Below are 25,442 nucleotides of genomic sequence, written 5' to 3' on the forward strand. Positions count from 1 at the left end.
ATGGCAGGTTTAAAATTACAGGCAGTAACCAAAAGCTGGGACGGCAAAACCCAGGTCATTCAGCCGCTGACGCTTGACGTGGCGGACGGGGAATTTATCGTGATGGTCGGCCCGTCCGGCTGCGGCAAATCCACGCTGCTGCGTATGGTGGCGGGGCTGGAGCGCGTAACGTCCGGGGATATCTGGATTGACCGCCAGCGCGTCACCGAGATGGAACCCAAAGATCGCGGCATCGCGATGGTATTCCAGAACTATGCCCTCTATCCGCACATGAGCGTGGAAGAGAACATGGCCTGGGGGCTGAAAATTCGCGGTATGGGCAAAGGCCATATCGACGAGCGGGTGAAAGAGGCCGCGCGCATTCTGGAGCTGGACGGCCTGCTCAAGCGTCGCCCGCGCGAGCTTTCCGGCGGCCAGCGTCAGCGCGTGGCGATGGGGCGCGCCATCGTGCGCGATCCGGCGGTATTTCTGTTCGACGAACCGCTGTCAAACCTCGACGCCAAACTGCGCGTGCAGATGCGCCTTGAGCTACAGCAGCTGCATCGCCGCCTGAAAACCACGTCCCTCTATGTGACCCACGATCAGGTTGAAGCCATGACCCTCGCCCAGCGCGTGATGGTGATGAACAAAGGCATCGCCGAGCAGATTGGCACCCCGGTGGAGGTCTACGAAAAACCGGCCAGCCGTTTTGTGGCGAGCTTTATCGGCAGCCCGGCGATGAACCTGCTGGACGGGCGGATCAATACGGCGGGAACCCACTTCGAGCTGGAAAGCGGGATGGCGTTGCCGATCAACTGGTACTATCGTGGCTACGCCGGGCGTAAGATGACGCTCGGTATCCGCCCGGAGCATATTGGTTTGACGTCTCAGGCGGACGGCGGCGTGCCGCTGGTGATGGACACGCTGGAGATGCTGGGCGCAGACAACCTGGCGCACGGGCGCTGGGGCGAGCAAAAGCTGGTGGTGCGCCTGCCGCATCAGGAGCGCCCGAAGGCAGGCAGCACGCTGTGGCTGCATATGCCGGAAAATCACCTGCACTTATTTGACGGTGAAACAGGACAACGAGTATGAGCAACTGGCCTTACCCCCACATCGTCGCCCACCGTGGCGGCGGTAAACTGGCGCCGGAAAACACCCTGGCGGCAATTGACGTTGGCGCGCGCTACGGCCACACGATGATCGAGTTCGACGCCAAGCTGTCGAAGGACGGCGAAATTTTCCTGCTGCACGACGACAACCTCGAACGCACCAGCAACGGCTGGGGCGTGGCTGGCGAACTGCCGTGGCGTGACCTGCTGAAGGTGGACGCCGGAAGCTGGTTCAGCGGCGAATTTAAAGGCGAGCCGCTGCCGCTGCTGGCGGAAGTGGCAGACCGCTGTCGTCAACACGGCATGATGGCCAATATCGAAATCAAACCGACCACCGGCACCGGGCCGCTGACGGGTAAAGTGATTGCCCTTGCCGCGCGCGAGCTGTGGGAAGGGATGACCGCACCGCTGTTATCGTCGTTTGACATCGACGCGCTGGAAGCTGCACAGGCCGCCGTTCCGGAGTTGCCGCGCGGGCTGCTGCTGGATGCGTGGCGAGAAGACTGGCGCGCGCTGACGACCCGCTTAGGCTGCGTGTCGATCCACCTCAACCATAAGCTGCTGGATGAAGCGCGCGTGACGCTGTTGAAGGAGGCCGGTCTGCATATCCTGGTGTATACCGTCAACAAACCCCAGCGTGCAGCCGAGCTGCTGCGCTGGGGCGTGGACAGCATCTGTACCGATGCGATTGACCAGATCGGGCCGAACTTTATTTATTAAGCATACTGCCGTTCTGCTGGGTCGGCAGCATGTGCTGCTGACCGCTGCTTTGCGATACCCCGCCTCCTAACATCCCACCGTTTGAGTTTGGCAGCGGCTGTTCAAGCATCTGGCCCTGCTGCACGCGCTGGGTGTTGGTATTCATCTGGTTTTGCAGGTGCTGCTGCTGCACCTGGGTCTGCGTTTTTAACTGCTGATTGAGCATCCCTTTCTGCTGCTGTTGCTGGCTCATCATCTCCGTCTGCATACGCTGCTGGCTCGGGATGACGTAGCCCGGCTGGTTCGGGTTGTTCAGGGTGTTGATTGGCTGTGCGAGCGCGGCGAACGGAAGCAGCGCGGTCAGGATCAGTAATCGTTTCATGGTTATCTCCTCCTTTGAGGCTTCTCTTAAGTTTACCCTGATTCCGGCATAACGATGATTTTTTAAGAGTTGTGAACCAGGCTTAAGCGGGGAATATGGACCCCTTCACCTGGAGAACAATAATGATGAAACCAACCTTTTTGCGCTGGGTTGCCATCGCTGCGCTGATGGCAGGCGGCACATTTACCGTGGCGGCCAACCCACCCGCCGCTCCTCCGGTCTCTTACGGCGTGGAGGAGGATGTTTTTCACCCCGTGCGGGCGACGCACGGCATGGTGGCCTCGGTGGACGCGCTGGCAACGCAGGTGGGCGTCGATATTCTTAAGCAGGGCGGTAACGCGGTGGATGCGGCGGTCGCGGTGGGATATGCGCTGGCGGTGACGCATCCACAGGCGGGGAACCTGGGCGGCGGCGGGTTTATGATGCTGCGCACCAAAGACGGTAAAACCACGGCCATCGACTTCCGTGAGATGGCGCCGAACCAGGCCTCCCGCGATATGTTCCTCGACGATCAGGGCAATCCGGACAGTAAAAAATCCCTGACCTCGCACCTTGCCTCCGGCACGCCGGGCACCGTTGCGGGCTTCTCGCTGGCGCTGGAAAAATACGGCACGCTGCCGCTGAATAAAGTGGTGCAGCCTGCCATCAAGCTGGCGCGCGACGGCTTCGTCGTCAACGACGCGCTGGCGGACGACCTCAAAACCTACGGCAGCGAAGTTATTCCCAATCATGAGAGCAGCAAGGCTATCTTCTGGAAAGACGGCGAGCCGCTGAAGAAGGGCGATAAGCTGGTGCAGAAGAACCTCGCAAAAAGTCTCGAACTGATTGCCGAAAACGGACCGGACGCCTTCTATAAGGGGCCGATTGCCGATCAGATTGCCGGTGAGATGCAGAAGAACGGCGGGCTGATCACCAAAGCGGATCTGGCGGAATATAAGGCGGTGGAGCGCGAGCCGATTAGCGGTACCTATCGCGGCTACGAGGTCTTCTCCATGCCGCCGCCGTCCTCCGGGGGCATTCACATCGTGCAGATCCTCAATATTCTGGAAAACTTCGATATGCACAAGTTCGGCTTCGGCAGTGCGGACGCCATGCAGGTGATGGCGGAGGCGGAAAAGCGCGCCTACGCTGACCGCTCGGAATACCTTGGCGATCCGGACTTCGTGAAGGTGCCCTGGCAGGCGCTGACCAACAAAGCGTATGCCAAATCGATTGCCGACGAGATCGACATCAATAAGGCTAAACCGTCGAGCGAGATCCGCCCGGGCAAGCTGGCGCCGTATGAAAGTAACCAGACCACCCATTTCTCGGTGGTGGATAAAGACGGTAACGCGGTGGCGGTGACGTACACGCTTAACACCACCTTCGGCACCGGGATTGTGGCGGGCAACAGCGGCATTTTGCTGAACAACGAGATGGATGACTTCTCCGCCAAACCGGGCGTGCCGAACGTCTACGGGCTGGTCGGCGGCGATGCGAATGCGGTCGGGCCGAAGAAGCGCCCGCTGTCGTCCATGTCGCCCACCATTGTGGTGAAAGACGGCAAAACCTGGCTGGTGACCGGCAGCCCTGGCGGGAGCCGGATTATCACAACCGTGCTGCAAATGGTGGTGAACAGTATCGACTTTGGGATGAACGTCGCCGAAGCGACCAATGCGCCGCGTTTCCACCACCAGTGGCTGCCGGACGAGTTGCGCGTGGAGAAGGGCTTTAGCCCGGACACCCTCAAGCTGCTTGAGCAGCGCGGGCAGAAGGTGGCGGTGAAGGAGGCGATGGGCAGCACCCAGAGCATTATGGTCGGGCCGGACGGGGCGCTGTTTGGCGCATCGGACCCGCGTTCGGTGGATGATTTGACGGCAGGGTATTGATTTTTTTGCCCGGTGGCGCTGCGCTTACCGGGCCTGGAACGGCACGAACGTAGGCCGGGTAAGGCGAAGCCGCCACCCGGCAACAAACTACTTCATACGCGCCATATAATACGCATCCACATACTCGCCGTTGCGCAGGGCGTAGCGCCTGCCGGTGCCTTCAACCTCAAACCCGTGCTTTTTGTACACCGCGATTGCCGGTTCGTTATCCACAAACACCGTTAACTCGATGCGGTCGACGCGCAGCCAGTTGTCGCACATATCGATCATGGTGCGAATCAGCGCGCTGGCCACGCCGCGGTTATGCCACTGCGCGCCAACGCAGATACCGAAATCGGCAACGTGGCTGCGGCGTGGTCGCTGGGCGACATCAATGGTGAGGTGGCCGACCACGATATCATCAATGCAGGCAACCAGCTGTTTAATGCCCGGCTGTTCGCCTAGCCGCATTTGCCACATTTCCATTGAAGGATGAGGAACCTGTAGCGTGTTGTGGTACACCTCCGGCTGGGCGTGGATCTGACGAATGGCGTCGTAATCTTTCGGTTCAGCGTGGCGTATCACTATCTCACTCATTCCTTGTTCCTCAGTCAGTAAAAAGTCCCCTCCAACATCAGTGACTTTAAAAGTTGAGTCAATCGCTATTTTTTGCAAAAAGTGTTGGACAAGTGCGAATGAGAATGATTATTATTGCTCTGCATTCAGGAAGACCTCTACGGGAACCTGAAAGCACGACATTGCTCACATTGCTTCCAGTATTACTTTAGCCAGCTTCTCGCTGGCTTTTTTTTGTCCTTTTTCTCCCTCTCCCTGTGGGAGAGGGCTGGGGTGAGGGCAAAACATGCGCTATGGTAAAACTCAGTAACCTTCCAAAAGGACTGAGCCATGACACTACATTGTGCATTTATTGGATTTGGCAAAAGCACCACGCGTTACCACCTTCCGTATGTTCTTAACCGAAAAGAGACCTGGCACGTGGCCCATATCTATCGCCGCCGCGCGAAGCCAGAAGAGCAGTCTCCGCAGTATTCCCATATTCATTTCACCAGCGATCTTGATGAGGTGCTTAACGACCCGCAGGTGAAGCTGGTAGTGGTCTGTACCCACGCCGACAGCCACTTTGACTACGCGAAACGCGCGCTGGAAGCGGGTAAAAACGTGCTGGTGGAAAAACCGTTCACCCCGACCATCGCCGAAGCGAAGGAGCTGTTCGCGCTGGCGAAAAGCAAAGGGCTGACCGTCACGCCGTACCAGAACCGTCGCTTTGACAGCTGCTTCCTGACGGCAAAAAAGGCAATTGAAAGCGGCAAACTCGGCGAGATCGTGGAAATCGAAAGCCACTTCGATTACTACCGCCCGGTGGCGGAAATCCAGCCCGGGCTGCCGCAGGACGGATCGTTCTATGGTCTGGGTGTGCACACCATGGACCAGATCATCTCCCTGTTTGGCCGCCCGGACCACGTGGCGTATGACATCCGCAGCCTGCGCAATAAGGCCAACCCGGACGATACCTTTGAAGCGCAGCTGTTCTACGGCGACCTGAAAGCCATCGTTAAAACCAGCCATCTGGTGAAAATCGACTACCCGAAATTTATCGTTCACGGCAAGAAAGGCTCCTTTATCAAGTACGGTATTGACCAGCAGGAGACCAGCCTGAAGGCCAATATCATGCCGGGTGAACCGGGCTTTGCGGCAGATGATTCCGTGGGCGTTCTGGAGTACGTGAACGACGAGGGCGTGACGGTCAGGGAAGCGCTGAAGCCGGAAACGGGCGACTATGGACGCGTCTACGATGCGCTGTATGACACCCTCACCAACGGTGCGCCGAATTACGTCAAGGAATCTGACGTTCTGACCAATCTGGAAATCCTCGAACGGGCCTTCGAACAGGCTTCTCCTGCCACGGTAACCCTCGCCAGATAAGCAAAAATGGCTCCTCTTCGCTTGTTCTAAATTTTTGAACAGAGGAGTCAATTTTCACCCTCTATGATCCCAGGGCGTTTGCGTCCACACTTACTCCATCGAAACGAACTGAGGGTGAAAACAATGATCTACTTACGCAAAGCAAACGAACGTGGTCACGCGAATCATGGCTGGCTGGACTCATGGCATTCATTCTCGTTTGCCGACTACTACGACCCGAACTTTATGGGCTTCTCCGCACTGCGCGTCATTAACGACGACGTGATTGATGCAGGCCAGGGCTTCGGTACCCACCCGCACAAAGACATGGAAATCCTGACCTATGTGCTGGAAGGGGCGGTTGAGCACCAGGACAGCATGGGCAACAAAGAGCAGGTTCCGGCGGGCGAGTTCCAGATTATGAGCGCGGGGACCGGGGTGCGTCACTCGGAGTACAACCCGAGCAAAACGGAAAAACTGCACCTGTATCAAATCTGGATCATTCCAGAAGAGACCGGCATCACGCCACGCTACGAGCAGCGCCGCTTCGACGCGAAACAGGGCAAACAGCTGGTGCTCTCCCCGGATGCGCGTGAAGGTTCCCTGAAAGTGCATCAGGATATGGAGCTGTACCGCTGGGCGCTGGCGAAAGATGAACAGTCTGTACACCAGATTGCCGCCAACCGCCGCGTGTGGATCCAGGTGGTGAAAGGGGAGGTGTCCATCAACGGCACCAAAGCGACAACCGCCGATGGCCTGGCAGTCTGGGATGAGCAGGCGCTCTCCGTGCATGCCGACAGCGAAAGTGAAATTCTGCTGTTTGACCTGCCGCCGGTCTAAATAATTTCTCAACCTTCCCTTTAAACGGGGAAGGTTGAGCTTTGTCCGTGATAAACTGAGCAAATCTCTCACTTCAAGATTTCTCAGGACGATGAAAAAGAAACGCCCCGTACTTCAGGATGTCGCCGATCGCGTCGGTGTGACCAAAATGACGGTCAGCCGTTTTTTACGTAACCCGGAACAGGTTTCCGTGGCGTTGCGTGGCAAGATTGCCGCCGCCCTTGATGAACTGGGTTATATCCCCAACCGCGCGCCCGATATTCTCTCCAATGCGACCAGCCGTGCGGTGGGCGTCCTGCTTCCTTCCTTAACCAACCAGGTATTCGCCGAAGTGCTGCGTGGCATCGAAAGCGTCACCGATGCGTTTGGCTATCAGACCATGCTCGCCCACTACGGGTACAAGCCGGAACTGGAAGAGGAACGTCTTGAATCGATGCTTTCCTGGAACATCGACGGCCTGATTTTAACGGAACGTACTCACACCCCGCGCACGCTGAAAATGATTGAAGTGGCAGGCATTCCGGTGGTGGAACTGATGGACAGCCAGTCGCCGTGCCTCGACATCGCCGTGGGGTTCGATAACTTTGAAGCGGCGCGTCAGATGACGGCGGCGATCATCGCCCGTGGTCATCGCCATGTGGCCTATCTGGGTGCGCGTCTGGATGAACGTACTATCATCAAACAGAAGGGATACGAGCAGGCGATGCTCGACGCCGGTTTAACCCCGTACAGCGTGATGGTGGAGCAATCTTCTTCTTACACGTCGGGCATTGAGCTGATGCGTCAGGCGCGACGCGAGTATCCGCAACTGGACGGTATTTTCTGCACCAACGATGACCTTGCGGTCGGCGCCGCGTTTGAGTGCCAGCGTCTGGGTTTAAAAATCCCGGATGATATGGCGATTGCCGGCTTCCACGGCCACGACATTGGCCAGGTGATGGAGCCGCGTCTGGCGAGCGTCCTGACCCCGCGTGAACGCATGGGCCGCATTGGTGCAGAACGCCTGCTGGCGCGCATTCGTGGTGAGGCAGTTACTCCTAAAATGTTAGATTTAGGTTTCACCTTGTCACCAGGTGGATCTATTTAATCCGACAAATTTGAAGTAGCTCACACTTATTCACTTCGCGCACGTTTGGATATTGCTTCTCATATGCCCCGGCAGGACAATGTTACCGATAACTGTTACCCGTAACAATTGACTGAGGGACACCCTTTGAGCACGACTAATCACGATCACCACGTTTACGTCCTGATGGGCGTGTCCGGTAGCGGTAAATCTGCCGTGGCGAGCGAAGTGGCGCATCAACTCCAGGCTGCCTTTCTTGATGGTGACTTCCTCCATCCGCGCAGCAACATCATGAAAATGGCTTCCGGCGAGCCGCTGAACGACGACGACCGCAAACCATGGTTGCAGGCGCTGAATGACGCCGCGTTCGCGATGCAGCGCACCAATAAAGTCTCCCTGATCGTCTGTTCCGCGCTGAAAAAAACCTATCGCGACCTGCTGCGCGACGGCAACCCGAACCTCTCTTTCATCTACCTGAAAGGTGATTTCGGGGTGATTGAAAGCCGCCTGAAGGCGCGTAAAGGCCACTTCTTCAAAACCCAGATGCTGGTAACGCAGTTCGAGGCATTGCAGGAGCCGGGTGCTGACGAACAGGATGTCTTAGTGGTTGATATCGATCAGCCGCTGGAAGGTGTTGTTGCCAGCACCATCGAGGTTATTAATAAAAGGCAGTAAGTTTTGAGTACATTAACGCTAGTTTTGACAGCAGTGGGTTCCGTATTGCTGCTGCTGTTTTTAGTGATGAAGGCACGTATGCACGCCTTCGTTGCTTTGATGGTGGTTTCTATTGGTGCCGGTCTCTTTTCCGGCATGCCGCTCGACAAAATCGCGGCGACGATGGAAAAAGGGATGGGCGGCACGCTCGGCTTCCTGGCCATTGTGGTGGCGCTGGGCGCGATGTTTGGCAAGATTTTGCACGAGACGGGCGCGGTCGACCAGATTGCCGTCAAGATGCTGAAATCCTTCGGGCACAGCCGTGCGCACTACGCGATTGGTCTGGCTGGTCTGATTTGCGCGCTGCCGCTGTTCTTTGAAGTGGCGGTGGTGCTGCTGATTAGCGTGGCGTTCTCCATGGCGCGCCATACCGGTACCAACCTCGTGAAGCTGGTCATTCCGCTGTTTGCGGGCGTGGCGGCTGCGGCGGCGTTCCTGCTGCCGGGGCCTGCGCCGATGCTGCTGGCCTCCCAGATGCATGCTGACTTTGGCTGGATGATCCTGATTGGCCTGTGCGCGGCAATTCCGGGGATGATTATCGCCGGTCCGCTGTGGGGCAACTTCATCAGCCGCTACGTTGAGCTGCACATTCCGGATGACATCACCGAGCCGCACCTGGGCGAGGGCAAAATGCCGTCCTTCGGCTTCAGCCTGTCGCTGATCCTGCTGCCGCTGGTGCTGGTGGGCCTGAAAACCATCGCTGCACGCTTTGTGCCGGTGGGGTCAACCGCTTACGAATGGTTCGAGTTTATTGGTCATCCGTTCACCGCGATCCTGGTGGCGTGTCTGGTAGCAATTTATGGCCTGGCGATGCGTCAGGGCATGCCGAAAGACCGCGTAATGGAGATTTGCGGCGCCGCGCTGCAACCGGCGGGGATTATCCTGCTGGTGATCGGGGCGGGCGGCGTGTTCAAGCAGGTGCTGGTGGATTCCGGCGTTGGTCCGGCGCTGGGCGAAGCGCTGACCGGGATGGGGCTGCCGATTGCAGTCACCTGTTTCGTGCTGGCCGCGGCGGTACGTATCATTCAGGGCTCCGCGACCGTAGCGTGCTTAACCGCCGTGGGTCTGGTGATGCCGGTGATTGAACAGCTGAACTACTCCGGCGCGCAGATGGCAGCGCTCTCTATCTGTATCGCGGGTGGCTCGATTGTGGTTTCTCACGTGAACGATGCAGGCTTCTGGCTGTTCGGTAAATTTACCGGCGCAACCGAAGCGCAAACCCTGAAAACCTGGACGCTGATGGAAACCATCCTCGGCACGACGGGTGCGATTGTCGGGATGATTGCGTTTACGCTGCTGAGCTAATCCCGGTTTTCTCCCTCTCCCCGTGGGAGAGGGCTGGGGTGAGGGCATCAGGCCGCAGAGGGCGTATTTTGTCGGGTGGCGGCTTCGCCTTACCCGACCTACAAAAAACTCAGGTCCCGTAGGCCGGGTAAGCGCAAGCGCCACCCGGCTTTTTTACATCTTCACCCTTTCATCCACGCCCGGATCCCGTCCAGGAACATCTGCGTTGCCATCATCACCAGAATCAGCCCCATCAGGCGCTCCAGCGCGTTCACCCCTTTCTCACCCAGCAGGCGCAGGAACAGCGACGACTGCAACAGGATAATAAACGTCCCGCCCCAGGCGATCAGCAGGGCAATCACCAGATGGCTCATCTGATTCGGATACTGATGCGACAGCAGCATCAGCGTCGCCAGAATCGTTGGCCCGGCGACCAGCGGAATTGCCAGCGGCACGATAAACGGCTCTTCACCCGCAGGCAGGCCGCTGCTGCTGCCCTCCGCGCTCGGGAAAATCATCTTAATGGCAATCAGGAACAAAATTATCCCGCCGGAAATGGAGACCGTTTCGGCGCGTAAGTTCAGGAAAGCGAGGATTTTTTCCCCGGCGAACAGGAAGATAAACATCACCAGCAGGGCGATGAGCAGCTCGCGGATCATGATCGCCCGGCGGCGCTTCGGCTCGGTATGCTTCAGCACCGACATGAAGATCGGCAGATTACCGAGCGGATCCATAATCAGGATCAATAAAACCGCTGCGGAAATGATTTCACTCATCTTAAATTATCCCTGATACTTATTGTGGTCATTGCGATGATTAGCACTTTTTCTGATTGCCGGGCAATCATCGATTAATTTCGCTTGCGACTTTGGCAGCATTTTGTAATGTGAAGCATATCCCAGTTCAATACTGGCTTGCACAATCAGCACACACCCCTTGCAGGAAAAAAATGCTATGAAAAACGTTGGTTTTATCGGCTGGCGCGGTATGGTCGGCTCTGTACTCATGCAACGCATGGTTGAAGAGCGCGATTTCGACGCCATCCGCCCGGTCTTCTTCTCCACTTCCCAGCTCGGCCAGGCTGCACCGTCCTTTGGGGGTACCACAGGCACGTTGCAGGATGCTTACGATCTGGAAGCGCTGAAGGCACTCGACATTATTGTGACCTGCCAGGGCGGCGATTATACCAACGAAATCTATCCGAAGCTGCGTGAAAGCGGCTGGCAGGGCTACTGGATTGACGCGGCCTCTTCGCTTCGCATGAAAGACGATGCCATCATTATTCTCGACCCGGTTAACCAGGGCGTCATCACCGACGGGCTTAACAACGGCGTGAAAACCTTTGTTGGCGGTAACTGCACCGTCAGCCTGATGCTGATGTCCCTCGGCGGCCTGTTCGCGCAGGATCTGGTGGAGTGGGTCTCCGTGGCGACCTACCAGGCGGCCTCCGGCGGCGGCGCGCGTCATATGCGCGAGCTGCTGACCCAGATGGGCCAGCTGCACCAGAGCGTCGCTGCCGAGCTGGCAGACCCGGCGTCCGCCATCCTCGACATCGAGCGTAAAGTCACTCAGCTCACCCGCAGCGGCGAGCTGCCGGTGGATAACTTTGGCGTACCGCTGGCCGGTGGCCTGATCCCGTGGATCGACAAACAGCTGGATAACGGCCAGACCCGCGAAGAGTGGAAGGGCCAGGCTGAGACCAACAAAATCCTCGGCACCGCGAACACCATTCCGGTTGACGGTCTGTGCGTGCGTATCGGCGCGCTGCGCTGCCACAGCCAGGCCTTCACCATTAAACTGAAAAAAGATGTGTCTATTCCGACCGTGGAAGAGCTGCTGGCCGCGCATAACCCGTGGGCGAAAGTGGTGCCAAACGATCGCGATATCACCATGCGCGAACTGACCCCGGCCGCCGTGACCGGCACGCTGACCACCCCGGTTGGTCGTCTGCGCAAGCTGAACATGGGGCCGGAGTACCTCTCCGCGTTCACCGTTGGCGACCAGCTGCTGTGGGGTGCTGCCGAGCCGCTGCGCCGCATGCTGCGCCAGCTGGCGTAATAATTTGTTAAACACGGGGGGTGATTGTCACCCCCTTTTTTTGCGTACTACATGGAGTAAAACGCAGATGTCTTATTTTTTATCAGGAGGACCCACGACGTTGGCTATGCTTTAAGGAAGATTTATTTCTCACCTGAGGGTAGGGCGGAGCAGAGAGGATTAACTGCACCGTTTAGGTCACATTAAAAGTCGTCCCGGAGCGCGTAAAAAGGGCGACATAAAAAAACAGGATGAATACCATGTCCGATCGTATTTCGAGAGACGTGATTAATGCGCTTATTGCGGGTCACTTTGCCGACCCCTTTTCTGTGCTAGGGATGCACCGTACTGACGCCGGGCTGGAAGTTCGGGCGCTGTTACCGGATGCAACAGAAGTGTGGGTTATCGAACCCAAAACCGGCCGCAAGGTGGGTAATCTGGAATGCCTCGACTCGCGTGGCTTCTTCTCGGGCGTCATGCCCCGCCGTAAAAATCCTTTTCGTTATCAGCTTGCCGTTATCTGGCACGGTCAGCAAAACCTGATTGACGATCCCTATAGCTTCGGCCCGCTCTTAAAAGAGATGGACGCCTGGCTGCTGTCCGAAGGGACCCATTTACGCCCCTACGAAACGCTGGGTGCCCATGCGGATACCATGGACGGTATCACCGGCACGCGTTTTGCCGTATGGGCGCCAAACGCCCAGCGCGTCTCCGTCGTCGGGCAGTTCAACTACTGGGACGGTCGTCGTCACCCCATGCGCCTGCGCCGGGAAACCGGCATCTGGGAACTGTTTATCCCCGGTGCGCACAACGGTCAGCTCTACAAATTCGAGATGATCGATGCCAACGGCAAGCTGCGCATTAAATCCGACCCTTACGCTTTTGAGGCCGAACTGCGCCCGAATACCGCCTCGCTGATTTGCGGCCTGCCGGAGAAGGTTGTCCAGACGGAAGAACGCAAGCAGGCCAACCGCTTTGATGCGCCAATCTCCGTCTATGAAGTGCATCTCGGCTCGTGGCGTCGCCACACCGATAACAACTTCTGGCTGAGCTATCGCGAGCTGGCGGACCAGCTGGTGCCGTACGCCAAATGGATGGGCTTTACCCATCTGGAGCTGCTGCCGATCAACGAACACCCATTTGACGGCAGCTGGGGCTATCAGCCAACCGGGCTGTATGCGCCCACGCGCCGCTTCGGCACGCGCGATGACTTCCGCTATTTCATCGATGCCGCGCACGCCGCCGGGCTGAACGTGATCCTCGACTGGGTGCCGGGCCACTTCCCGTCGGACGATTTTGCGCTGGCAGAGTTCGACGGCACGAAGCTGTACGAGCACAGCGACCCGCGCGAAGGCTATCACCAGGACTGGAACACGCTGATCTACAACTACGGTCGCCGTGAAGTATCGAACTACCTGGTCGGGAACGCGCTGTACTGGATCGAACGTTTCGGCATTGATGCCCTGCGCGTGGATGCGGTGGCGTCGATGATTTACCGCGACTACAGCCGCAAAGAGGGGGAGTGGATCCCGAACGAGTATGGCGGGCGTGAAAACCTCGAAGCGATTGAGTTTCTGCGCAACACCAACCGCATTATCGGCGAGCAGGTGGAAGGCGCCGTAACCATGGCGGAAGAGTCCACCGACTTCCCGGGCGTTTCCCGTCCACCGTCAATGGGCGGACTGGGCTTCTGGTACAAGTGGAACCTCGGCTGGATGCACGACACGCTCGACTACATGAAGCTCGACCCGGTTTATCGTCAGTATCACCACGATAAGCTTACCTTCGGGCTGCTCTACAACTACACCGAAAACTTCATGCTGCCGCTGTCGCACGATGAAGTGGTGCACGGCAAGAAATCCATTCTCGACCGCATGCCGGGGGACGCGTGGCAGAAGTTTGCCAACCTGCGCGCCTACTACGGCTGGATGTTCGCCTTCCCGGGCAAAAAGCTGCTGTTTATGGGTAACGAATTTGCCCAGGGGCGCGAATGGAACCACGATACCAGCCTTGACTGGCATCTGCTGGAAGGTGCGGACAACTGGCACCATGGCGTACAGCGTCTGGTCCGCGACCTGAACCTGACCTATCGCCACCATAAAGCGCTGCACGAGCTGGACTTCGATCCGTACGGCTTTGAGTGGCTGGTGGTGGACGACCACGAGCGCTCGGTGTTTGTCTTTGTGCGCCGCGACAAGGCGGGTAACGAGATCATCGTCGCCAGCAACTTCACGCCGGTGCCGCGCGAACACTACCGCTTCGGCATTAACCAGCCGGGCAAATGGCGCGAAATTCTCAATACCGACTCCATGCACTACCACGGCAGCAACGCCGGTAACGGCGGGCTGGTGCAGAGCGATGCCATTGAAAGCCACGGCCGTCCGAACTCCCTGAGCCTGACGCTGCCGCCGCTTGGCACAATCTGGCTGGTGCGGGAGGGAGAATGACGCAGCTCACGGCAGGTAAACCCGAACCGCTCGGGGCGCGCTTTGACGGAAAGGGGGTGAACTTCACGCTCTTTTCCGCTCACGCGGAGCGGGTGGAACTCTGTGTCTTTGACGGGGAAGGTAACGAGCACCGTTACGATTTACCGTCGCGCACGGGGGATACCTGGCATGGCTACCTGGCCGGAGGACGACCGGGGATGCACTACGGTTTTCGCGTACACGGCCCCTGGGAGCCTTCTCAGGGGCACTGGTTTAACCCGGCGAAGCTGCTGATTGACCCGTGCGCGCACCGCGTGGACGGTGAGTTTAAAGATGACCCGCTGTTCCACGTTGGCTACGGCGAACCTGACCACCGCGACAGCGCGCCCGTCGCGCCCAAAAGCGTGGTGGTGCACGATCTCTACGACTGGGAAGACGATGCCCCGCCGCGCACGCCGTGGGGCAACACCGTTATTTATGAAGCCCACGTCAAAGGGCTGACGTATCTGCACCCGTCAATTCCCAAAGAGATGCGCGGCACCTACAAAGCGCTTGGGCATCCGACGATGGTCGCGTACCTGAAGCACTTAGGGATCACCGCGCTGGAGCTGTTGCCCGTGGCGCATTTCGCCAGCGAGCCGCGGCTACAGCGTCTTGGGTTAAGCAACTACTGGGGCTACAACCCGCTGGCGATGTTCGCCCTCGACCCGCGCTACGCAGTGCAGCCGGAGAAGGCACGGGATGAGTTTCGCGATGCGGTGAAGGCGCTTCACGCGGCGGGTATCGAGGTCATTCTGGACGTGGTGCTGAACCACAGTGCGGAAAGCGATCTTGACGGCCCGACGCTCTCACAGCGCGGAATCGATAACCGTAGCTATTATTGGATCAGGGACGACGGCGATTACGAGAACTGGACCGGGTGCGGTAACACCCTCAACCTCAGTCATCCGGCCGTTACGCATTACGCGTACGAGTGCCTGAAATACTGGGTTGAGACGTTCCACGTAGACGGTTTTCGCTTCGACCTGGCGCCGGTGATGGGGCGCACCCCGGCGTTCAGCCAGCAGGCGCCGCTGTTTGAGGCCATCAAAAACTGCCCGGTGCTCTCAAAGGTGAAGCTGATTGCGGAACCCTGGGACATCGGTGAGGGCGGTTATCAGGTGGGGAATTTCCCGCCGCTGTTTGCCGAGTGGAACGACCACTTCCGCGATGCCATCCGCCGCTTCTGGCTGACGCGCGATCTGTCGCTGGGGGAGTTTGCCGGTCGCTTTGCCGGCTCCAGCGATCTCTTCAAGCGTGACGGCAAACGTCCGTCGGCCACCATTAACCTGGTGACGGCGCACGACGGTTTTACGCTGCGCGACTGCGTTTGTTTCAATCAGAAACACAATGAGGCAAACGGCGAAGAGAATCGCGATGGGACTAACAATAACCATAGCTTTAACCATGGTATAGAAGGGTTAGACGGAAGTCTGGATGTGATCGAGCGGCGACGCGCCAGCGTTCATGCGCTGCTGACGACGCTTTTGTTGTCGCAGGGCACGCCGATGCTGCTGGCGGGAGATGAGCACGGCCACAGCCAGCACGGCAACAACAACGCCTATTGCCAGGACAACACCCTGACCTGGCTCGACTGGGGAGAAGCGAACAGCGGACTGACCCATTTCACCGCGGCGCTGATCCATCTTCGCCAGCGCATCCCCGCGCTCACCGCTGACCGCTGGTGGGAAGAGGGCGACGGCAACGTTCGCTGGCTGAACAAAGACGCGCAACCGTTAAGCGCGCAAGAGTGGCAACACGGCATACCCTGTCTGCAAATCCTGCTTTCGGATGCGTGGCTGGTGACGCTGAACGCGACGGATGACGTCGCAGAGATTGTTTTACCTGACGGGGAGTGGCGAGCCATTCCTCCCTTTGCCGGAGCGGATAATCCGGTTGTTATGGCTGTCTGGCACGGGCCTGCGCACGGAGTGTGCGTATTCCAAAGATGATAAAAAAGGAGTTAGTCATGGTTAGATTAGAGAAGAACGATCCGTTAATGTTGGCGCGCCAGCTACCATTAAAAACAGTTGCCCTGATACTCGCGGGCGGGCGTGGTACCCGTCTGAAAGATTTGACCATCAAGCGCGCCAAACCGGCCGTTCACTTTGGTGGTAAGTTCCGTATTATCGATTTTGCACTGTCCAACTGCCTGAACTCAGGCATTCGCCGTATTGGCGTCATTACCCAGTATCAGTCGCACACGCTGGTGCAGCACATTCAGCGCGGCTGGTCATTCTTCAGCGAAGAGATGAACGAGTTTGTCGATCTGCTCCCGGCGCAGCAGCGCGTTCACGGGGAGAACTGGTACCGCGGCACGGCGGATGCCGTGACCCAGAACCTCGACATCATTCGCCGCTATAACGCGGAATACATCGTTATCCTCGCCGGGGACCACATCTACAAGCAAGATTACTCCCACATGCTGATCGACCACGTCGAAAAAGGGGCGCGCTGCACCGTGGCGTGTCTGCCGGTGCCTGTTGCGGAGGCAACCGCGTTTGGCGTGATGCATGTAGATGGCGACGACAAGATTATCGACTTTGTCGAAAAACCGGCGAACCCGCCAACCATGCCGGGTGACGACACCAAATCGCTCGCCAGCATGGGGATCTATGTCTTTGATGCCGATTACCTTTATGAACTGCTGGAAGAGGACGACAAAGACGAGAACTCCAGCCACGACTTCGGCAAAGACATTATCCCGAAAATCACCAAAGCTGGCATGGCGTATGCACATCCCTTCCCGCTGTCCTGCGTGCAGTCCGATCCGAATGCGGAACCTTACTGGCGCGATGTGGGAACGCTGGAAGCGTACTGGAAAGCCAACCTCGATCTGGCATCCGTCACGCCTGAGCTGGATATGTACGACCAGAACTGGCCGATTCGCACCCATATGGAATCGCTGCCGCCGGCGAAGTTCGTCCAGGACCGCTCCGGCAGCCACGGCATGACGCTCAACTCGCTGGTCTCTGGCGGGTGCATTATCTCCGGTTCGGTGGTGGTGCAGTCCGTGCTGTTCCCGCGCGTGCGTATAAACTCATTCTGTAATATCGATTCGGCAGTCCTGCTGCCAGATGTCTGGGTAGGGCGCTCATGTCGTCTGCGTCGCTGCGTTATCGACCGTGCCTGCGTCATTCCCGAAGGGATGGTGATTGGGGAAAACGCGGAAGAAGATGCGCGTCGTTTCTACCGTTCGGAAGAGGGGATCGTGTTAGTAACACGGGAAATGTTGCGGAAGCTGCAAATCAAACAGGAGCGATGATGCAGGTTTTACACGTATGTTCTGAGATGTTCCCGTTGTTAAAAACGGGCGGACTGGCGGATGTTCTTGGTGCACTACCGGCGGCGCAAATTGCCGGAGGGGTGGATACCCGTGTGTTGTTGCCCGCTTTTCCGGATATCCGGCGTGGTATTCCCGATGCAAAGGTTGTTACCCGTCGCGAGACCTTCGCGGGACGTATCACCCTGCTGTTTGGACATTACAATGGCGTAGGGATTTACCTGATTGATGCCCCGCATTTATACGATCGACCCGGCAGCCCGTATCACGATACCAACCTGTACGCCTATACCGATAACGTGCTGCGCTTTGCCCTGCTCGGCTGGGTGGGGGCGGAGATGGCCGTCGGGCTGGATCCGTTCTGGCGTCCGAACGTGGTGCACGCGCACGACTGGCACGCGGGGCTGGCTCCTGCGTATCTGGCGGCGAAGGGGCACCCGGCCAAATCGGTGTTTACGGTGCACAACCTGGCGTATCAGGGCATGTATTACGCGCATCATATGAATGACATCGATCTGCCATGGTCGTTCTTTAACATGCACGGGCTGGAGTTTAACGGACAGATTTCGTTCCTGAAGGCGGGTCTGTACTACGCCGACCACATCACGGCGGTCAGCCCAACCTACGCGCGGGAAATTACCCAGCCGGAGTTCGGTTACGGTATGGAAGGGCTGCTGCAACAGCGCCACCGTGAAGGTCGTCTGTCGGGCATTCTGAACGGCGTGGATGAACAGATCTGGAATCCGGAAACGGACCTCCTGCTGGCGGCGCGCTATGGTCGCGACTCCGTGGAGGACAAAGCGGAGAACAAACGCCAGCTACAGATTGCGATGGGGCTGAAGGTCAACGACAAGGTGCCGCTGTTTGCGGTGGTCAGCCGCCTGACCAGCCAGAAAGGGCTGGATCTGGTGCTGGAAGCGCTGCCGGGATTACTGGAGCAGGGCGGCCAGCTGGCGCTGCTCGGCGCGGGCGACCCGGTATTGCAGGAAGGTTTCCTCGCGGCCGCGGCGGAACATCCGGGGCAGGTGGGCGTGCAGATTGGCTATCATGAAGCGTTTTCGCACCGCATCATGGGCGGCGCGGACGTGATTCTGGTGCCGAGCCGCTTCGAGCCCTGCGGCCTGACGCAGCTCTATGGTCTGAAATACGGCACGTTGCCGCTGGTGCGCCGCACGGGCGGGCTGGCGGATACGGTGTCTGACAGCTCCCTGGAAAACCTGGCGGATGGTATCGCCAGCGGGTTTGTTTTCGAGGACAGTAATGCCTGGTCGCTGCTTCGGGCGATCCGGCGTGCTTTCGTCTTGTGGTCCCGTCCATCCCTGTGGCGTTACGTACAACGTCAGGCGATGTCCATGGACTTTGGCTGGCACGTTGCGGCGCAGTCCTACCGCGACCTTTATCAACGCTTGATGTAACGAGGCGAAGTTACTGATATGAATGCTCCATTTAGCTACTCTTCCCCCACGCTCAGCGTTGAGGCGTTGAAACACTCCATCGCCTATAAGCTGATGTTTACCATTGGGAAAGATCCCGTTATTGCCAACAAACATGAGTGGCTGAACGCCACGCTGTTTGCGGTGCGTGACCGTATGGTCGAACGCTGGCTGCGCTCTAACCGCGCCCAGCTTTCGCAGGAGACGCGGCAGGTGTATTACCTGTCGATGGAGTTTCTGATTGGTCGCACCCTCTCCAATGCGCTGTTATCGCTCGGGATTTATGACGACGTCAAAAACGCACTGGAAGAGATGGGGCTGGATTTAGAAGAGCTGATTGACGAAGAGAACGACCCGGGGCTGGGTAACGGTGGTCTCGGGCGACTTGCCGCCTGTTTCCTCGATTCACTGGCGACGCTGGCGCTGCCGGGGCGCGGCTACGGTATTCGCTACGACTACGGTATGTTCAAGCAGAACATCGTGGATGGTCGTCAGAAAGAGTCCCCGGACTACTGGCTCGAGTACGGTAACCCGTGGGAGTTCAAGCGCCACAACACGCGCTACAAGGTGCGTTTTGGCGGGCGTATTCAGCAGGAAGGGAAAAAATCCCGCTGGGTGGAAACCGAGGAGATCCTCGCCGTGGCCTATGACCAGATCATCCCCGGCTACGACACCGATGCGACCAATACCCTGCGCCTGTGGAACGCGCAGGCCAGTAGCGAGATCAACCTGGGTAAATTCAACCAGGGTGACTACTTCGCGGCGGTGGAAGATAAAAACCACTCCGAGAATGTGTCACGCGTCCTGTATCCGGATGACTCGACCTACTCAGGCCGCGAGCTGCGCCTGCGTCAGGAGTATTTCCTCGTCTCGGCAACGATTCAGGATATCCTCAGCCGTCATTATCAGCTGCACAAGACCTATGCGAATCTGGCGGAAAAAACCGCCATTCATCTCAACGATACCCATCCGGTGCTGTCGATCCCTGAGCTGATGCGCCTGCTGATTGACGAGCATAAGTTCAGCTGGGATGACGCGTTTGAAGTAACCTGCCAGGTGTTCTCGTACACCAACCATACGCTAATGAGTGAAGCGCTGGAGACGTGGCCGGTGGATATGCTCGGCAAGATCCTGCCGCGTCATCTGCAAATCATCTTCGAGATCAACGACTACTTCCTCAAGACCTTGCAGGAGCAGTATCCGAACGATACCGGTCTGCTGAGCCGCGCCTCGATCATTGATGAATCCAACGGGCGTCGCGTACGCATGGCCTGGCTGGCGGTGGTGATCAGCCACAAGGTGAACGGCGTGTCAGAGCTGCACTCGAACCTGATGGTGCAGTCCCTGTTTGCGGACTTCGCGAAGATCTTCCCGACGCGTTTCTGCAACGTGACCAACGGCGTCACCCCGCGCCGCTGGCTGGCGCTGGCGAACCAGCCGCTCTCCGACGTTCTGGATGAGAACATTGGCCGCACCTGGCGCACCGATTTGAGCCAGCTGAGCGAGCTTGAGCAGCACATTGATTTCCCGACGGTGAACAAAGCCGTGCGCGAAGCCAAGCTGCTGAACAAAAAACGTCTGTCGGTCTGGCTGGCGCTGCATCTGAACGTGGTGGCGAACCCGAAAGCGCTGTTCGACGTGCAGATCAAACGTATCCACGAGTACAAGCGTCAGCTGATGAACGTCCTGCACGTTATTACCCACTACAACCGCATTAAGGCTGACCCGACGGCGGAGTGGGTGCCGCGCGTGAAAATCTTTGCCGGTAAGGCGGCGTCCGCGTACTACATGGCGAAGCACATCATCCATCTCATCAACGATGTGGCGAAGGTGGTGAATCACGATCCGGACATTGGCGATAAGCTGAAGGTCGTGTTTATCCCGAACTACAGCGTAAGCCTGGCGCAGCTGATTATTCCGGCGGCGGATCTCTCTGAGCAGATTTCCACGGCGGGGACGGAAGCATCCGGCACCAGCAACATGAAGTTTGCCCTGAACGGCGCGCTGACTATCGGCACGCTGGACGGCGCAAATGTCGAGATGCTGGAGCATGTGGGCGCGGAGAATATCTTTATCTTCGGGAATACGGCGGAAGAGGTGGAGGCGCTGCGCAAGCAGGGCTACTCGCCGCGTGAGTATTATGAAGAGGATGAAGAGTTACGCCAGGTGCTGACGCAAATCGCCACCGGCGTGTTTAACCCTGAGGAGCCTGGACGCTATCGCGATCTGGTGGACTCGCTGATTAACTTTGGCGATCACTATCAGGTGCTGGCGGATTACCGCAGCTACGTGGATTGTCAGGATAAGGTGGACGAACTGTACCGTCAGCCGGAGAAGTGGACCAGCGCCGCGATGCATAACATCGCCAACATGGGATACTTCTCGTCAGACAGGACCATCAAAGAGTATGCCGAGAATATCTGGCATATTGATCCGGTGCGGTTGTAAAACAAAGCCGGGTGGCGGCTCCGCCTTACCCGGCCTACTCGATCCTGTAGGCCCGGTAAGCGCAGCGCCACCGGGCATTTTTTGTCACCCTCAGGACGCCAGTGATAATTCACGCTTTCCCGCATGCTGTTGCAACCACTGCGCCACGCGAGACTGCTGCTCGGCGTTCAGCCACATCCCTTCTTTAGTACGACGCCAGATGGCATCATCCAGACGGCGCACCCATTCGTGTTCCACCAGGTAGCGCAGCTCGGCTTCGTACAGCTCATGGCCAAAATGCTCGCCCAGATCGGCAATCTCTTTCGCGTCGCCGAGGAACAGTTCGGTGTTACTGCCGTAGGTACGGGCATAGTGGCGCGCCATTCCTTCGGTAATGAACGGGAAGCGACGGCGCAGCTTCGCGGCGTAATCGTCGCGGTTATCGCCGATATCGCCGCCAGGCAGCACGGCGCCTTTCGTCCACGCCGGGCCGATGCCTTTATAATACGGCGCCAGTTTCTCCAGCGCGTGCTCCGCCAGTTTACGGTAGGTGGTGAGCTTACCGCCAAATACCGACAGCAGGGGCGCCTGACCGTCCACGTCATGAATATCAAGCGTATAGTCACGGGTGATGGCCTGCGGTGAGTCAGACTCGTCATCACACAGCGGACGCACGCCGGAGTAGGTCCAGACCACGTCATCGCGCGCCAGCTGTTTCTTAAAGTGCGCGTTGTACACTTTCAACAGGTAGCTGACTTCACTCTCGTCGATCTCGACGTTTTTCGGATCGCCTTTGTACTCTACGTCGGTGGTGCCGATGATGGAGAACTCGTCCATCCACGGGATCACAAACACGATGCGCTTGTCTTCGTTTTGCAGGATATAAGCCTGTTTCTGGGTATGCACACGCGGCACCACAATGTGGCTGCCCTTGATCAGGCGGATGCCGTACGGAGAAGGCAGGTGCATACCGTCATCGAAGAACTGTTTTACCCACGGGCCGGTGGCGTTCACCAGGCCGCGCGCTTTCCAGCTGAACTTCTCGCCGGTATCCACGTCTTCCGCTTCCACAATCCACAGGCCGTTTTCGCGGCGTGCGGCGGTCGCGCGGGTACGGGTTTTCACCTCGCCGCCTTTCTTCTCGACCATCTGCGCGTTAGCCAGCACCAGACGCGCATCGTCCACCCAGCAGTCGGAATATTCGAAACCGCGCACGATTTCAGGCTTAAGGACCGACTCTGAGCCAAAACGCAAACCGGTCGAACCCGGCAGGCTGGTGCGTTTACCCAGATGATCGTACATAAACAGACCAATGCGGATCATCCACGCCGGACGCAGATGCGGGCGATGAGGCAGGCGGAAGCGCATCGGGATCGCCAGATGCGGAGCCATTTTCAGCAGCACTTCGCGTTCGGCCAGCGCTTCGCTGACCAGACGGAATTCGTAGTGTTCCAGGTAGCGCAGGCCACCGTGGATCAGCTTGGAGCTGGCGGACGACGTCGCGCAGGCGAGATCGTTAGCTTCCAGCATCAGCACGGATAAACCGCGTCCTGCGGCATCAACCGCAATACCGGCACCGTTGATGCCACCGCCTATCACAATCAGATCTTTGGTTTCCATAACACCCTCATGCACTTTCGTTAAAGCTCAAAAATGTTCGATATCGCTCATAATAGCAAAGGAACGCGCTTTTGGTAACATCAAAAAAACAATTTAGAGTGATATGGATAACATAATGGCGTTTACCCGCCGCCAGGACGTACACTACGGGGTAAAATAGTGCGGTCTGATGCCCTCTCCCCTCACCCTAACCCTCTCCCCAGAGGGGCGAGGGGATGGTTTGCTCCCTCTCCCTTTTAGGGAGAGGGCAGGGGTGAGGGTCAGCAAGCCGCATAAAATCTGAATAATCGAAAGAGAACACCATGGAACAGTTTGAATGTATTAACGTAGAAGAAGCCCACCAGAAGATGCACCAGGGAAAAGCGGTGCTGGTGGACATCCGCGATCCGCAGAGCTTTGCGATGGGCCACACGCCGGGCGCGTTCCATCTCACCAACGACACGCTGGGCGCGTTTATGCGCGATAACGACTTCGATACCCCGGTGATGGTGATGTGCTATCACGGCAACAGCAGTAAAGGCGCGGCGCAGTATCTGCTCCAGCAGGGTTACGACGCGGTGTACAGCGTCGAGGGCGGCTTCGATGCCTGGCATCGTCATTTCCCGGCAGAAGTTGAATACGCGTTTGAGCGCTGATCCCGCTATACTGTCCCCTTTTGTGTGGAAATAAGCGACCGCTGCCCATGTTGATGATCACCTCTTTTAGCAACCCGCGCGTCGCCCAGGCGTTTGTCGACTATATGGCGACGCAGGGCATTATCCTGACTATTCAGCAGCATACACAGACGGATGTCTGGCTGGCAGACGAAAGCCAGGCCAGCCGCGTGAATGACGAGCTGGCGCGTTTTCTGGAAAACCCGGGCGACCCGCGTTATCTGGCGGCAAGCTGGCAATCCGGCCAGACCGGCAGTGGCCTGCACTATCAACGTTTTCCGTTTCTCGCCACCCTCCGCGAGCGCGCAGGACCGTTTACGCTGCTTTTGATGGCAGCCTGCATCACCGTCTTCATTATTATGAGCGTGGTGGGCGACCAGAGCGTGATGATTGCCCTCGCATGGCCCTACGATCCCTCCCTGCAATTTGATGTCTGGCGCTACTTCACGCATGCGCTGATGCACTTCTCGGTGATGCATATCCTCTTTAACCTGCTGTGGTGGTGGTATCTCGGCGGGGCGGTGGAGAAGCGGCTCGGCAGCGGCAAGCTGATTGTGATCACCCTTATCAGCGCCCTGTTAAGCGGCTACGTGCAGCATAAATTCAGCGGTCCGTGGTTTGGCGGGTTATCCGGCGTGGTGTACGCATTGATGGGTTACGCCTGGCTCAGAGGCGAGCGCGACCCGGATAGCGGCATCTATTTACAACGTGGATTAATAACCTTTGCGTTAATATGGCTTATTGCCGGATGGTTTGATCTGTTTGGTATGTCTATCGCCAATGGTGCGCACGTTACCGGCCTGGCGGTCGGGCTGGCGATGGCGCTGGCCGATACGCTCCATGCGCGAAAACGAACATAATTCCCAGGGACATTTGATGAAACAAACACAACGTCATGACGCCATTATCGAACTGGTAAAAAAACAGGGATACGTCAGTACTGAAGAGCTGGTGGAGCAGTTTGCCGTCAGCCCGCAAACCATCCGTCGTGACCTCAACGACCTGGCCGATCAGAACCGTATTCTGCGTCACCACGGCGGCGCCGCGCTGCCGTCCAGCTCGGTGAACACCTCATGGCATGACCGTAAGGCGACGCAAACGGCAGAGAAAGAGCGTATCGCCCGTAAAGTGGCGAGCCAGATCCCGAACGGCGCGACGCTGTTTATTGATATCGGCACCACCCCGGAAGCGGTCGCCCATGCGCTGCTGAACCACGAGAACCTGCGCGTGGTGACCAACAACCTGAACGTGGCCAACACGTTGATGCAGAAAGAGGATTTCCGCATCATCCTCGCGGGCGGCGAACTGCGCAGCCGCGACGGGGGTATCATCGGCGAAGCGACGCTCGATTTTATCTCTCAGTTCCGCCTCGACTTCGGCATTCTGGGGATCAGCGGCATCGACACCGACGGCTCGCTGCTGGAGTTTGATTACCACGAAGTGCGCACCAAGCGCGCGATCATTGAGAACTCGCGCCACGTAATGCTGGTGGTGGATCACTCTAAGTTTGGTCGTAACGCGATGGTGAACATGGGCAGCATCAGCATGGTGGATGCGGTCTACACCGACGTGATGCCGCCTGCGGGCGTGATGCAGGTGATTAAGGATAACAATTTGCAGTTAGAGTTATGTTGAGAAGCCATTCTCCCTCTCCCTGTGGGAGAGGGCCGAGGTGAGGGCA

General features: G+C 57.9%; 21 protein-coding genes. 17 read left to right on the top strand and 4 right to left on the bottom strand.

Annotation, left to right across the window (positions count from 1 at the left end):
- Together ACOTW6_RS16355 and ugpQ are read left to right on the top strand one after the other, a co-directional pair.
- Complete coding sequence (locus ACOTW6_RS16355; protein ID WP_015571467.1) at positions 1 to 1,071, top strand: sn-glycerol-3-phosphate import ATP-binding protein UgpC; 1,071 nt, start codon at positions 1 to 3, stop codon at positions 1,069 to 1,071.
- On the top strand, positions 1,068 to 1,808 hold the full coding sequence (gene ugpQ / locus ACOTW6_RS16360) for a glycerophosphodiester phosphodiesterase (protein WP_045336146.1): 741 nt from the start codon (positions 1,068 to 1,070) through the stop codon (positions 1,806 to 1,808). The genes ACOTW6_RS16355 and ugpQ overlap by 4 nt, the downstream gene beginning before the upstream one ends.
- Here the strand turns inward: ugpQ and ACOTW6_RS16365 are convergent.
- Positions 1,798 to 2,169 carry a DUF2756 family protein gene (locus tag ACOTW6_RS16365; protein ID WP_015571465.1) on the bottom strand — a complete coding sequence of 124 codons (372 nt, stop codon included), beginning with the start codon at positions 2,167 to 2,169 and terminating at the stop codon, positions 1,798 to 1,800. The genes ugpQ and ACOTW6_RS16365 overlap by 11 nt on opposite strands.
- Before the next feature lie 122 nt (positions 2,170 to 2,291).
- On the opposite strand from ACOTW6_RS16365, the gene ggt reads away from it, so the two are divergent.
- On the top strand, positions 2,292 to 4,037 hold the full coding sequence (gene ggt / locus ACOTW6_RS16370) for a gamma-glutamyltransferase (RefSeq protein WP_213789363.1): 1,746 nt from the start codon (positions 2,292 to 2,294) through the stop codon (positions 4,035 to 4,037).
- Between the two features lie 87 nt (positions 4,038 to 4,124).
- Here the strand turns inward: ggt and yhhY are convergent, their stop codons facing one another.
- Complete coding sequence (yhhY, locus tag ACOTW6_RS16375; protein WP_213789364.1) at positions 4,125 to 4,613, bottom strand: N-acetyltransferase; 489 nt, start codon at positions 4,611 to 4,613, stop codon at positions 4,125 to 4,127.
- A 309-nt stretch (positions 4,614 to 4,922) separates the two neighbouring features.
- On the opposite strand from yhhY, the gene ACOTW6_RS16380 reads away from it, so the two are divergent.
- From ACOTW6_RS16380 to gntU, 5 genes are all read left to right on the top strand, one after another.
- Entirely contained in the window at positions 4,923 to 5,960 is a 1,038-nt protein-coding gene (locus ACOTW6_RS16380; protein ID WP_213789365.1) for an oxidoreductase, read from the top strand.
- A 123-nt stretch (positions 5,961 to 6,083) separates the two neighbouring features.
- Positions 6,084 to 6,779: a pirin family protein gene (locus ACOTW6_RS16385; RefSeq protein WP_003861565.1), complete on the top strand. Its 696-nt coding sequence runs from the start codon at positions 6,084 to 6,086 to the stop codon at positions 6,777 to 6,779.
- Between the two features lie 91 nt (positions 6,780 to 6,870).
- A complete protein-coding gene (gene gntR, locus ACOTW6_RS16390) occupies positions 6,871 to 7,866 on the top strand; it encodes a gluconate operon transcriptional repressor GntR (protein WP_003861567.1) in 996 nt (331 codons plus the stop codon).
- Between the two features lie 126 nt (positions 7,867 to 7,992).
- Positions 7,993 to 8,520: a gluconokinase gene (gene gntK / locus ACOTW6_RS16395; protein WP_003861569.1), complete on the top strand. Its 528-nt coding sequence runs from the start codon at positions 7,993 to 7,995 to the stop codon at positions 8,518 to 8,520.
- A gap of 3 nt (positions 8,521 to 8,523) precedes the next feature.
- Positions 8,524 to 9,864: a gluconate transporter gene (gene gntU / locus ACOTW6_RS16400; protein ID WP_014833577.1), complete on the top strand. Its 1,341-nt coding sequence runs from the start codon at positions 8,524 to 8,526 to the stop codon at positions 9,862 to 9,864.
- A 161-nt stretch (positions 9,865 to 10,025) separates the two neighbouring features.
- Here gntU and yhgN read toward each other — a convergent pair whose 3' ends face one another.
- Entirely contained in the window at positions 10,026 to 10,619 is a 594-nt protein-coding gene (gene yhgN, locus ACOTW6_RS16405; protein ID WP_003861574.1) for an NAAT family transporter YhgN, read from the bottom strand.
- A 178-nt stretch (positions 10,620 to 10,797) separates the two neighbouring features.
- On the opposite strand from yhgN, the gene asd reads away from it, so the two are divergent.
- The 6 genes from asd (at position 10,798) to glgP (ending at position 21,509) form a co-directional block, all read left to right on the top strand.
- Positions 10,798 to 11,901 carry an aspartate-semialdehyde dehydrogenase gene (gene asd, locus ACOTW6_RS16410; protein ID WP_003861575.1) on the top strand — a complete coding sequence of 368 codons (1,104 nt, stop codon included), beginning with the start codon at positions 10,798 to 10,800 and terminating at the stop codon, positions 11,899 to 11,901.
- A 239-nt stretch (positions 11,902 to 12,140) separates the two neighbouring features.
- Positions 12,141 to 14,327, top strand: coding sequence for a 1,4-alpha-glucan branching enzyme (gene glgB / locus ACOTW6_RS16415; protein WP_047050520.1), 2,187 nt, complete (start codon positions 12,141 to 12,143; stop codon positions 14,325 to 14,327).
- Positions 14,324 to 16,297, top strand: a complete 1,974-nt coding sequence (gene glgX / locus ACOTW6_RS16420) for a glycogen debranching protein GlgX (protein WP_213789366.1) — start codon at positions 14,324 to 14,326, stop codon at positions 16,295 to 16,297. Before glgB ends, glgX begins: the two co-directional genes overlap by 4 nt.
- A gap of 17 nt (positions 16,298 to 16,314) precedes the next feature.
- A complete protein-coding gene (gene glgC, locus ACOTW6_RS16425) occupies positions 16,315 to 17,610 on the top strand; it encodes a glucose-1-phosphate adenylyltransferase (RefSeq protein ID WP_003861582.1) in 1,296 nt (431 codons plus the stop codon).
- Positions 17,610 to 19,043 carry a glycogen synthase GlgA gene (glgA, locus tag ACOTW6_RS16430; protein WP_022649646.1) on the top strand — a complete coding sequence of 478 codons (1,434 nt, stop codon included), beginning with the start codon at positions 17,610 to 17,612 and terminating at the stop codon, positions 19,041 to 19,043. Before glgC ends, glgA begins: the two co-directional genes overlap by 1 nt.
- Before the next feature lie 18 nt (positions 19,044 to 19,061).
- On the top strand, positions 19,062 to 21,509 hold the full coding sequence (gene glgP, locus ACOTW6_RS16435) for a glycogen phosphorylase (RefSeq protein ID WP_006812256.1): 2,448 nt from the start codon (positions 19,062 to 19,064) through the stop codon (positions 21,507 to 21,509).
- Between the two features lie 90 nt (positions 21,510 to 21,599).
- Here the strand turns inward: glgP and glpD are convergent, their stop codons facing one another.
- On the bottom strand, positions 21,600 to 23,108 hold the full coding sequence (gene glpD, locus ACOTW6_RS16440) for a glycerol-3-phosphate dehydrogenase (protein ID WP_045338551.1): 1,509 nt from the start codon (positions 23,106 to 23,108) through the stop codon (positions 21,600 to 21,602).
- Between the two features lie 302 nt (positions 23,109 to 23,410).
- Between glpD and glpE the strand changes: the two genes are divergently transcribed.
- Genes glpE through ACOTW6_RS16455 form a run of 3 tightly spaced genes read left to right on the top strand, consistent with a single transcriptional unit; the run spans position 23,411 to position 25,396 of the window.
- Positions 23,411 to 23,743: a thiosulfate sulfurtransferase GlpE gene (gene glpE / locus ACOTW6_RS16445; RefSeq protein WP_062933364.1), complete on the top strand. Its 333-nt coding sequence runs from the start codon at positions 23,411 to 23,413 to the stop codon at positions 23,741 to 23,743.
- A gap of 47 nt (positions 23,744 to 23,790) precedes the next feature.
- A complete protein-coding gene (gene glpG, locus ACOTW6_RS16450; protein WP_062933365.1) occupies positions 23,791 to 24,621 on the top strand; it encodes a rhomboid family intramembrane serine protease GlpG in 831 nt (276 codons plus the stop codon).
- A 16-nt stretch (positions 24,622 to 24,637) separates the two neighbouring features.
- Positions 24,638 to 25,396, top strand: a complete 759-nt coding sequence (locus ACOTW6_RS16455; protein ID WP_213789367.1) for a DeoR/GlpR family transcriptional regulator — start codon at positions 24,638 to 24,640, stop codon at positions 25,394 to 25,396.
- Positions 25,397 to 25,442: the final 46 nt, after the last annotated feature.

The sequence above is a fragment of the Enterobacter cloacae complex sp. IR5403 genome (assembly GCF_049238705.1).
Classification (GTDB): Bacteria; Pseudomonadota; Gammaproteobacteria; order Enterobacterales; family Enterobacteriaceae; genus Enterobacter; species Enterobacter hormaechei_C.